The organism is Clostridium sp. HV4-5-A1G, from assembly GCF_900184915.1.
Lineage (GTDB): Bacteria > Bacillota > Clostridia > Clostridiales > Clostridiaceae > Clostridium_B > Clostridium_B aromativorans.
The window spans coordinates 1-8,303 of sequence record NZ_FXYI02000162.1; the positions used below are offsets into that span (position 1 = coordinate 1).

Sequence of the window (8,303 nt, forward strand, 5' to 3'; positions counted from 1 at the left end):
TCAGTGAGGAGTTATTTTATTTTGCAGCAAGAAATATACCGCATTTATGCGGATTACAGCGTTTCGCAAACGCCTATTTTCTCACTGACTAAGAAAGGAGGTGATATTCTATGAAACCATCTTCCTTCAGCAAAGTACCATTTGAAAAACTCAATCATCAGATTCATCAAGATTTTCAGACAACTATTCAATTCCAATTTGACTATATAGTAAGAAAAGTAATGATACGTACTAGAAGTAATTGCTGCCGATCTATTGGTAGACGCAGTAAACATGAATATTTATTTTCAGAAATATCGGAATTGGAATTGAACAAGCTGCAAACCTCTGATTCATATCATTTAAATAGTCAGATTTATGAAATTTTATTACTTAATGTGGAAACAGCTGACTGTCAGATTGTAGAAAGTGAGTGAGATCAATGGTTACAGTTGAACAGAAAAACAAAAAATATAGAGATTATGGTGAAGGTAGTATTTACAGACGAAAAGATTGGAGATAGGTAGCAAAATATAAAGATGAAAACATGACGAAACCACATTATGAATATGGAAAAACAGAAACAGAGGTAAAACGAAAATTAAAGATATTTAAGAAAGCTGTTGCTTACAGTGTAATAGAAAATAAAAAAATTATTCTAAGTAACTATATTGAAAATTGTCTTTTTACATTTAAAATCACAGCTATTGAAAATAGCAACTTTGACAGAATGGAAGAAATATTCAATACACATATTAAAAATGCCTTCGGACATCACCAACTTGGAAATATCAAATCAGTTGAGATACAAAATTTCCTGAATAAGAAAAGTAAGACACTTTCTTATTCGTCAGTAAAAAAGATAAAACAGATATTTGATGAATGTTTTGCACATGCCTATACAAAAAGCAATATTGCAAGGAATCCAATGATTAACGTCATCATTCCGAAAAAAGTCAGTTTAAGGATGAAAAAGAAATGATTATTTTAGAGGATGATGAAGTTAAAAGACTAGAAAAAGTTGCAAAAATGAAAAACAATTAAGGGAAACCATTACTAATACACTTAAATTTGATTATCTTCATGCTGAATACAGGATTACGCCGTGGAGAAATTATAGCACTAAGATGGAAAGATGTTGACTTGAAAAGAAGATTATAACAGTCAACAAGAATATGGTAAGAGTTGTTAATCGCATTCGTAAAGCAAGCGAGAAAAAATATATGTGGCTGTTGAAAGGCACTAAAACTGTAAATGGTAACAGAACAGTTCCATTAAACAGTAAAGCCATAAATGCCATCAAAAACTTAGAAGCTGTGTATAATCTTTTTAATATGAAGTACAAATTTATTGCCCGTACAAGATTTAATAATCCTATTGATAATAATGGTTTTCATGATCTGCTGTCAAGAATGCTTGAAAAAGCAGATATTGATAAGCCTTTAACCATTCATCAACTTAGACATACTTTTGCCAGCAGAGCATTGAAATTGCTCGAAGCAATGTAATATAATTGGTGTCAATCTTGACAGACACCACTAAAAAAGCTAGTATTTAAGCAGCAAAGATAAAAACACAGTTCCGGTTGGTAGTCCGGACGCAGTTTAAACTGTAAGTAACCTGCCTCCTTGGTTGTCCGTTCTTTGCAAGGCAGACATAAAGGAGGAATATCTATGGACAAAACTCTGTCGAAATTAACTGTATTTTTTGAAGAACCATTCTGGGTAGGTGTTTGCGAATGCGAATACAAGGGAAAATATGAAGTTTGTAAAATCACTTTTGGTGCTGAACCCAGAGACTGCGAAATCTATGATTTTGTACTTAAAAACTGGAATAGGTTAAAATTTAGTCCATCCATTGAAGCAATAGGGCCTGATGAAAAGCATACAAACCCCAAACGAATGCAGCGAACACTAAAAAGGCAATTGCAGAAAACAGGCATTGGTACAAAGGCACAGCAGGCACTGAAGCTTCAACGGGAGCAATGCAAAGTTGAACGGAAATCCCGCTCCCGCCAGCAGCGTGAAGCAGAAAAGAAAAGACAATTTGCATTAAGACAGAAAAAGCATAAGGAAAAGCACAGAGGACGATAACACTCTGTGCTTTTTTTATGTTAAAATAAATTTTAGATAGTAAAATAAAATAAGGGAGGGATACTAAACGATGCAGGAATACAACAGCAAAGAAGCTCTAATTTCTGAAATCAGAAAAACGGCCCATATATTCATTAGAGAATTCAATGGTCTTCTGGAAAGTGACAAGGATTTACGTTTCAGTGAAGTAGATAGAACTCCTCAGGAAATAATAGCATATCAGCTTGGATGGACGAATTTAATATTAAAATGGGATCATGATGAACTGGAATGCAAAGAAGTTATCACACCGGCTGCCGGATATAGATGGAATGGCCTGGGTGGTTTGTACCAGGAATTTTACCACAGATATCAGAACCATTCCCTTAAAGAACTGCAAAAAATGTTTGTTGACACAGTTGATCACTTTACTGCCTGGATAAACAAGTTTAGTGATGAAGAATTGTTTTATTCCGGTGGAAGAAAATGGGCCTCATCAACTCCATCATACTAGTTATTTATCTGATATGTTTTGTATTGAGAGTATTTGAATACATGTTTATCCGCACTGATCAGAGTATCTTCGGTGAAGCATTCATACACAAACTGGCTGGTATCCTTGTGCTGGCATTTTCAATACGATATTTTTCATTCAGCTGGTCTCAAGTGGGTTTCACTGGCAGATCAGCAGTCAGAAATGCACTATATGGCTTCCTGCTTGGAGCAGCCGTATTTACAATTGCCTATGGTATTGAATTTTTTATGCAATTGTCAGGAGGTAACACCCCTTCACTGCAGATCTATGTAACCAGCTATGCCATTGATGGAAATCAAGGCAGACAAACCGGTTTGTTGTTTTTCACTTTTTGCATTATCGGGAATATTATAAATGTGGCCATGGAAGAAGGTATCTTCCGGGGTTTGTTCATCAAACTCTTCGAAATAAAATACTCCTTTGTCAAAGCTGCTGTTTTATCCTCTCTCCTATTTGGCATCTGGCATATAGCAGCTCCTATGCGCAATCTACTGGACGGAAAAACCAGCATGAGCGGAACTGTCATGATTTCCCTTATACTTATTTTAACAACAGGAATTACAGGAATAAAATTCTGTCTGCTTACTAAAATTACAGGTTCACTCTGGATGTCTATGGCTGATCACTTCACAAATAATATAATCATCAACATTTTACATATGGCAACGGCCTCCGGCACAGATGAATTGCAAATGCTCCGCATTGCCATTGCCCAGACCATATCCTTCCTTGTTGTCCTATTTATCTACTGGAAAAGCAGAGCACATTATAAACAGACATTTCGTGTATAATGTACTTCAGAGATATGACGGTCTTTGAATAAAGATGAAAAAAACATCAATAGGATCATCAGTATTCATAAGCTTTATTTTTTCTTTTTACAAACCATATAACCAACAACAGTACAACAGCCATCCATGCACTAAAAAGCCATGTGTTTACATGTGAGCCGTAGTTGGGGAAAATACCTGTTGTCACATTTATCATGGTATGAAAAGCCAGACCTGTGAACAAACTTTTGCCACCATACATATAGGCATAGATCATTGCAGTTCTCATAAGAACATTTAAAATGCACATTCCAATAATCCATCCTGCGGGATGTGCCCAGCTCCAGGGAATGATATGCCAGACGGCCCACACTCCCCCGATAATTATACCTGCTTTAATTGGCCCATATTCTTTGGTCAGTGGTTCAGTCAAGGTAGCTGTCCATCCAAATTCTTCAGGTATTGCTCCCAGAAAATAAAGAGCTATCATCAGCGGAATCTCTCTATAGGGAAACACTATTTCTGCCGGCAGCGGAAAAGGAAACACCCGCATTGTAAAATATGTTAACACCGTAACTAAAGGCATACATGCCAGACAAAAAATTATCCACCATCTGCTGGCCCTGTTTATATCGAAAATACTTTTAAACAAAAATGTAATTCTTTCTATTCCATTTTCTTTCCATGCATATATCAATGACAAGAAGAAAGGTACCATAATCATTAAAAAGCTGATTGGCAGGCCAAAAGGCAGCCCTTTAACGGGAAAGAATGCACCCCAGATATAAAACGGTACTGATAATATTAAAGTTGTCATCAAAAACATAAAATATTTTACATTTGATTTTATCATATATTACCTCACGCTTTATTTTTTCTCAATACAGAAATTCAGATATACATAACGTGAGCATATCATTTCTTATGGAATTAGGCAAACTCAAAGGTTTCTGAAGACTTTCTATTTGATAAGACATATGAATATCCCTAATAAAATGCATATAAAGAAAATTACATAGAATACAGCATTACCTATATTTAAAAAATTAAATTTACTTAATAAAAATAGACTTACTAATAATAATGTCATAATTGTTAATAATGCATAGGCAATCTTATAATTTCTACTCCTGTTTTTCGTCTCTTCCTTTATCCCTGACTTGTTTATCTTGGAATAAAAAGACATACATGGAATCACTGTATAAACAGTAATTATAACCGATGCTATTAAAAGAATGCCAAATATCTTTCTATATATATCAGGTATATAGCCGTATTTGGAAAGCAATGTTAAAATAAGAAGCAAAATAGTACATAGCGACGATGGTATTGCAATCTTTTTTGTCATTTCATACTGGCCCACATATTTTTCCGATTCAGTATCATTGTCAGTATATATTGGTTTTGTCCCTTCAGGTGCACTAAATATGTGAATTGTATTTCCTATAGAACATACGTAAGACCATCCGGCTTCTTTAAAGTACAAAAAATATTCTTTATCCGGGTTGTTTCTATAATCAAGGGAATATTGTAATTGCTGTGGATTGGATTTTTTTAGCTTATACCCTAAAGTACCAAATTTATACAGAATCCAGCCTTCCCTAGCATAAGATGACAGCATCTCCATTTCCTCATTTTCTGCCAAAGCCAAACCTTTTCTCATAACGTATTTTGTGTTAAACATATCTTATAACATCTCCTCACTATTAAATATCTTCTCAGCAATCTCGACCATTTTTCGTTTTTTTCTAACCTCATTTTTTAAAAACTCAATACCTTTATCTGTAATAATATAAATTTTTTTCTGTTGTGAATCCCCATTAAGTTTTATAAGACCACCCTCAAGAAGTTTTTTTATACTCGTATATAATGATGCAGGACCTATTGAAAAACTACCTTGAGACATTTCTTCAATTGACTTCATAATCAGATATCCATGTTTAGGTTTTATTAAAGAAAGTAAAATATAATAATAAGCATCTGTGAGTTCACCCATCTTTAGAGAATTATTTCTAGGCATGTTTACCTCCTAAATATTTCATTAAATGATATATCATTTAATATACTATATCATTTAATGATATATATGTCAATAGATATAAAATTAATAAGGTTATTAGCATTTCTTTGGTTATATAGGGAAAAAATGAGCTTAAACATGTAGATTTTCTTTACAGCAGCTTCATCGAAATTGTAAGAAGATGGCAGGTGGGAGACGGATGAGACGCAATATTGACGTAGAATTGATTATGGCAATTTTTACTGCTTTGATTGTTGTAGAAATACATAAAGATGAAATTGGGATTCAATATTTTCCACGCCTGATAAAAATACCTAACCCAATTCACAATGAAGGGACTCCTTGATTGTTCTACTAAAATGTTAGAAAGCACTGAAAAAACAGTGAAAGCAAGTTGAGAAGCAAACACTCTCTCCATAATTATGCCTGAATGCATCAAACAGAAACTTTTTTTAACCAGAGTGACCAGTGCTTGCTGTAGTGCCTGGATCTATCCAAGCCATACTCACACCACTCTTTTGGTAAACTCAGCATTTTCCAGTCACTAAAAAAATGTTCAATATCTTTTAAATCTGCATAAAAATGCGGGACATTTTTTTCTGTTTCATGCTCGTTGCGGAGAATCGTATTGTCATCAAGCCGTCGGCTTTCCTCGGCATTCTGAAAATCCCATGTTCCTTTTGAAATTAGAGTAAGGAATATCTCTCCTCCAGGCTTCAATACACGCTTAATCTCATCCAATATTTTTACAAAACCCTGAGTATCTGTATGATAGATTACATTATAAGCAAACATGCAATCAAAGCTATTATCCGAAAATGGCAGCGAGAGCATATCACATAGACGAGTTTCAATATCCAAACTTTCTCTTTTGGCCCAATCGGACAAATGCCGGATGCCATAGTCTGATAAATCTACAGCAGTTACAGAAAAACCTTTATGGGCCATATATATAGAATGTCGCCCAAGTCCACTGCCTAAATCCAAGAAGTGTTGAAATTTCTGTGCTTTCCATATCTCAGCAAAATATGCACTTTCCATGCAGGGCACAAGCCATTTATCATTAGAATTTTTAGTCCAGTCCCATGGTTTTGATAGAATCATTTTCTATTTACCTCCTTTTTCAAGCTACACTATTTTATTATACTATAAATTTTTTCAGAAAACTATTTACAGTTTTTTATAATCAATTAGCAATTTCCCTCAGGAATTTTAATAAGTACATTGTATAAAACAGACAAATAGCCAAAATCACAGCCATAAAATAAGCCTGTACGATATTTTTAACATTTGAAATAGTTCCGCTAATATTAAATACAATATGAAACAAAATGCCAGGTATTATATTCTTTGTAATAGCCACAAGCAGTGTAAGAACAATACCTATCCCCACTGCAGCTTGAGATATAGTTATTGATCAAAGGGAAAATAAAAAACCATGTGTAGATTTAACTTTTAACACAAGGTTTTTTATTGGTGCGGATAACAGGACTTGAACCTGCATGAAATTTCTTTCACTAGAACCTGAATCTAGCGCGTCTGCCAGTTCCGCCATATCCGCATGGTTGGACGGTTTACAGATTTTTCTCTGAAACAGTCCGTTTATTACTTAAATAGTATATCATAATTAAAATCAGAAAACAATAGAAAAATAACTTACGTTTTCATCTACATATATCAATTCTTTTATTTTACAACTGCAGAATTCGAATATAAATTGAATGCTACATTCCCTCCTGAAATATACCCTTCTATATACACAGGATATTTAAAATCATTTCTAAATTTATAATCTATGTTTCCATAATCCACTGTAGCATCCATTCCTTCTGACACATAATGTACTGGAAGAGAATGATGACTTCTCTCCGTAGAAGTAAGGCCTGCATTATGAACTGCATTGTACAAAGTAGTGGACACCTGGCATATTCCCCCTCCAAGCCCTGATTCAACTTTATCTCCAACAATAACAGGTGCGGCCTGATACCCTTTCGCAGCAGTTCTTTGACCTACAACTCCATTAAAGCTGAAAGTATCTCCAGGCATTACTACATACCCATTTATGCTTTTTGTAGCAAGAGCTATATTATTTGCTCTTTCTGAAGATGATATGGAACCATAGTTTGTACTAAAACTGGATATCAATGTATCTACTGTTTTAAGTTCATTTTCTTTTATTGAAGCTGGAATAATTTCTAACTTAGCCTTTACAGTTGGATTTTGCCCTATACTTCCATCTATTTTGGAAATCAGTTCCTTTTGCAAATCTTCTTTTTTTAGCTTAATGCCATCCTGGTGTGGAATTACTTCAAAACCAACATTTCCCATTTTTAAAGATGCATTGACCGGATCTGAATTGACTTCATTTTCAATTTCATTCACTAAATTTTTTACAGGCTTTGCATCATAAAAAAGTTTCAATTGATAGCTTACAGTTTTTGGGTTCTTCAATAATCGATATTTTTTGAATATATTCTCATCTTTTCCATAGGAATACGCTTCGTTCACAACTTCATCTACATTATATGAAGGATTTAACTTTGAATAGAGTAATTCATACTTTTTATTTCCTACTATTATGTTAATTTTCTTTTTCCCTATTTTATCAGAGTATTCCTTTTTTATTATGTTCTTAGCCTCTAGTTTAGTTTTCCCCGAAAGATCTGCATTATTTATAAAAACTTTAGGATAAATCAAATTATTCCAATGTTTTATATCATTGTAATGATATACTACAAACCCACAGCTTATACCCATAAAAACAGCTAAAGCAATTATAGTTAATATTATTAATTTATTTTTCAAAGTTTTTTTAGCTTTCTTGGCTTTCCGGGAGCGTTTTCCTTGATTCATTTTCATCAACTCTTTATTTTCACATAGATATTATACATGTCTATTATACACATCTCCGAGACAAAGAGACCGTA

Annotated in this window: 13 protein-coding genes and 1 tRNA gene; 8 read left to right on the top strand and 6 right to left on the bottom strand. The window is 33.8% G+C overall.

Annotated elements, in window-relative coordinates; all coding sequences use genetic code 11:
- Positions 1-110 precede the first annotated feature (110 nt).
- The 7 genes from J5G60_RS14545 (at position 111) to J5G60_RS14575 (ending at position 3,377) form a co-directional block, all read left to right on the top strand.
- Entirely contained in the window at positions 111-416 is a 306-nt protein-coding gene (locus J5G60_RS14545) for a hypothetical protein (protein ID WP_150358731.1), read from the top strand.
- A gap of 110 nt (positions 417-526) precedes the next feature.
- Positions 527-961, top strand: coding sequence for a hypothetical protein (locus tag J5G60_RS14550; protein ID WP_150358730.1), 435 nt, complete (start codon positions 527-529; stop codon positions 959-961).
- Between the two features lie 89 nt (positions 962-1,050).
- On the top strand, positions 1,051-1,140 hold the full coding sequence (locus J5G60_RS19230; protein ID WP_207708025.1) for a tyrosine-type recombinase/integrase: 90 nt from the start codon (positions 1,051-1,053) through the stop codon (positions 1,138-1,140).
- A 62-nt stretch (positions 1,141-1,202) separates the two neighbouring features.
- Positions 1,203-1,487, top strand: coding sequence for a tyrosine-type recombinase/integrase (locus J5G60_RS14560; RefSeq protein WP_179978390.1), 285 nt, complete (start codon positions 1,203-1,205; stop codon positions 1,485-1,487).
- Between the two features lie 165 nt (positions 1,488-1,652).
- A complete protein-coding gene (locus J5G60_RS14565) occupies positions 1,653-2,072 on the top strand; it encodes a YjdF family protein (RefSeq protein ID WP_150358728.1) in 420 nt (139 codons plus the stop codon).
- A gap of 70 nt (positions 2,073-2,142) precedes the next feature.
- A complete protein-coding gene (locus J5G60_RS14570) occupies positions 2,143-2,565 on the top strand; it encodes a ClbS/DfsB family four-helix bundle protein (protein ID WP_150358727.1) in 423 nt (140 codons plus the stop codon).
- A 41-nt stretch (positions 2,566-2,606) separates the two neighbouring features.
- Positions 2,607-3,377: a CPBP family intramembrane glutamic endopeptidase gene (locus tag J5G60_RS14575; RefSeq protein WP_236035328.1), complete on the top strand. Its 771-nt coding sequence runs from the start codon at positions 2,607-2,609 to the stop codon at positions 3,375-3,377.
- Positions 3,378-3,435: 58 nt separating this feature from the next.
- Here the strand turns inward: J5G60_RS14575 and J5G60_RS14580 are convergent, their stop codons facing one another.
- The 3 genes from J5G60_RS14580 to J5G60_RS14590 all read right to left on the bottom strand — a co-directional run bounded on the left by J5G60_RS14580 (position 3,436) and on the right by J5G60_RS14590 (position 5,376).
- Positions 3,436-4,209: a CPBP family glutamic-type intramembrane protease gene (locus J5G60_RS14580; RefSeq protein ID WP_150358725.1), complete on the bottom strand. Its 774-nt coding sequence runs from the start codon at positions 4,207-4,209 to the stop codon at positions 3,436-3,438.
- A 108-nt stretch (positions 4,210-4,317) separates the two neighbouring features.
- Complete coding sequence (locus J5G60_RS14585; RefSeq protein ID WP_150358724.1) at positions 4,318-5,040, bottom strand: DUF2812 domain-containing protein; 723 nt, start codon at positions 5,038-5,040, stop codon at positions 4,318-4,320.
- Positions 5,041-5,043: 3 nt separating this feature from the next.
- Positions 5,044-5,376 (bottom strand): PadR family transcriptional regulator, encoded by a 333-nt coding sequence (locus J5G60_RS14590; RefSeq protein ID WP_150358723.1) that lies wholly within the window; start codon positions 5,374-5,376, stop codon positions 5,044-5,046.
- 199 nt (positions 5,377-5,575) lie between these two features.
- Between J5G60_RS14590 and J5G60_RS14595 the strand changes: the two genes are divergently transcribed.
- The gene (locus J5G60_RS14595; protein WP_179978386.1) at positions 5,576-5,722 is read left to right on the top strand and encodes a hypothetical protein; all 147 of its coding nucleotides are present in this window, start codon (positions 5,576-5,578) and stop codon (positions 5,720-5,722) included.
- 89 nt (positions 5,723-5,811) lie between these two features.
- Here J5G60_RS14595 and J5G60_RS14600 read toward each other — a convergent pair whose 3' ends face one another.
- From J5G60_RS14600 to J5G60_RS14610, 3 genes are all read right to left on the bottom strand, one after another.
- The gene (locus tag J5G60_RS14600; RefSeq protein WP_150358722.1) at positions 5,812-6,480 is read right to left on the bottom strand and encodes a class I SAM-dependent methyltransferase; all 669 of its coding nucleotides are present in this window, start codon (positions 6,478-6,480) and stop codon (positions 5,812-5,814) included.
- A gap of 370 nt (positions 6,481-6,850) precedes the next feature.
- Positions 6,851-6,937, bottom strand: a tRNA-Leu gene (locus tag J5G60_RS14605).
- A gap of 125 nt (positions 6,938-7,062) precedes the next feature.
- Positions 7,063-8,229, bottom strand: coding sequence for a VanW family protein (locus J5G60_RS14610; RefSeq protein ID WP_150358721.1), 1,167 nt, complete (start codon positions 8,227-8,229; stop codon positions 7,063-7,065).
- Positions 8,230-8,303 lie beyond the last annotated feature (74 nt).

Bases quoted from the DNA above. Each gene is read 5' to 3' on its own strand.
- J5G60_RS14545 (WP_150358731.1), top strand. From the start codon at position 111: ATGAAACCATCTTCCTTCAGCAAAGTACCATTTGAAAAACTCAATCAT.
- J5G60_RS14600 (WP_150358722.1), bottom strand. From the start codon at position 6,480: ATGATTCTATCAAAACCATGGGACTGGACTAAAAATTCTAATGATAAA.
- J5G60_RS14565 (WP_150358728.1), top strand. From the start codon at position 1,653: ATGGACAAAACTCTGTCGAAATTAACTGTATTTTTTGAAGAACCATTC.
- J5G60_RS14590 (WP_150358723.1), bottom strand. From the start codon at position 5,376: ATGCCTAGAAATAATTCTCTAAAGATGGGTGAACTCACAGATGCTTAT.
- J5G60_RS14550 (WP_150358730.1), top strand. From the start codon at position 527: ATGACGAAACCACATTATGAATATGGAAAAACAGAAACAGAGGTAAAA.
- J5G60_RS14585 (WP_150358724.1), bottom strand. From the start codon at position 5,040: ATGTTTAACACAAAATACGTTATGAGAAAAGGTTTGGCTTTGGCAGAA.
- J5G60_RS14580 (WP_150358725.1), bottom strand. From the start codon at position 4,209: ATGATAAAATCAAATGTAAAATATTTTATGTTTTTGATGACAACTTTA.
- J5G60_RS14570 (WP_150358727.1), top strand. From the start codon at position 2,143: ATGCAGGAATACAACAGCAAAGAAGCTCTAATTTCTGAAATCAGAAAA.
- J5G60_RS14610 (WP_150358721.1), bottom strand. From the start codon at position 8,229: ATGAATCAAGGAAAACGCTCCCGGAAAGCCAAGAAAGCTAAAAAAACT.
- J5G60_RS14560 (WP_179978390.1), top strand. From the start codon at position 1,203: ATGTGGCTGTTGAAAGGCACTAAAACTGTAAATGGTAACAGAACAGTT.
- J5G60_RS14595 (WP_179978386.1), top strand. From the start codon at position 5,576: ATGAGACGCAATATTGACGTAGAATTGATTATGGCAATTTTTACTGCT.
- J5G60_RS14575 (WP_236035328.1), top strand. From the start codon at position 2,607: ATGTTTATCCGCACTGATCAGAGTATCTTCGGTGAAGCATTCATACAC.